General features: G+C 43.1%; 1 protein-coding gene. It reads left to right on the top strand.

Features of this window, described 5'->3' with window-relative positions; translation table 11 throughout:
* Positions 1–956, top strand: a 956-nt coding sequence (locus ACS8FC_RS15335; RefSeq protein WP_439297405.1) for an ABC transporter permease, incomplete at both ends; no start/stop codon positions are given.

Genomic DNA, 956 nt, shown 5'->3' with positions numbered 1-956 from the left:
GCAGCTCCTTCTAGTCCGCCAAAAAGTAAAACTTTACTGCGTCTACTAAAATATCTAAAGCCGTATTGGTGGGCATTATTGTTAACAGCTTTAGGTTTCGCTATCAATGCAGGGACAGAGATCTGGACCGCCAAGCTGTTGCAATATATTACTGATGCCATCAATCAAAGTGATCGAAGCAAACAAGCCTTATTTCCGCTATTGATTATCTTGCTATTCTTTGTGCGTGGTGTTGGTAGCTTTTTGGGTAATTATTACGCTGCCTTGGTCTCGCGTAATTTGGTTTATGAGCTACGGGTAGAAGTTTTTAATAAACTACTGCGCTTGCCAAGCTCATTCTATTTGGCCAATCCTGCTGGTACAATCTCATCCAAGTTGATATTTGATGTTGAGCAAGTTACCGCTGCCAGTACAGACTCAATGAAGACCTTACTGCGTGATGGTTTCACCGTTATAGGATTGATAGGTTTTTTGTTTTATAGCAACTGGCGCTTGACGCTCATTTTGTTTGTCGTATTGCCACCAATACTATGGCTTATTCGCATTGCCTCCAAGCGTTATCTTAAGCTTTCGAAAGGTATTCAGAAGACGATGGGCAATGTCAGTCATATTACTAATGAGGTCATCGGTGGCTATCAGGTGGTAAAAAATTATGGCGGCCAGGCATATGAGTCAGAACGTTTTGATAAGACTTCAAAAAAGAACTTACGCCAAGGCATGAAGGTGGTCGTCACCAATAGTATCAATACCCCAGCGGTACAGCTGCTGATGGCGATAGCTATGGCGGTGGTGGTGTGGCTTGCATTGAGACCTTCAGTTATTAGCGGTATTTCAGCAGGGGAGTTTATCTCTTATATTGCGGCAGCTGGTCTGCTCAGTAAGCCCGTCCGATCACTGACTGATATCAATCAAAAATTGCAAAAAGGCATTGCCGCTGGTGAGTCGATTTTTGCATT

The sequence above is a fragment of the Psychrobacter sp. 1Y4 genome (genome assembly GCF_051847555.1).
This window is presented reverse-complemented; position numbering and strand designations above follow the sequence as displayed.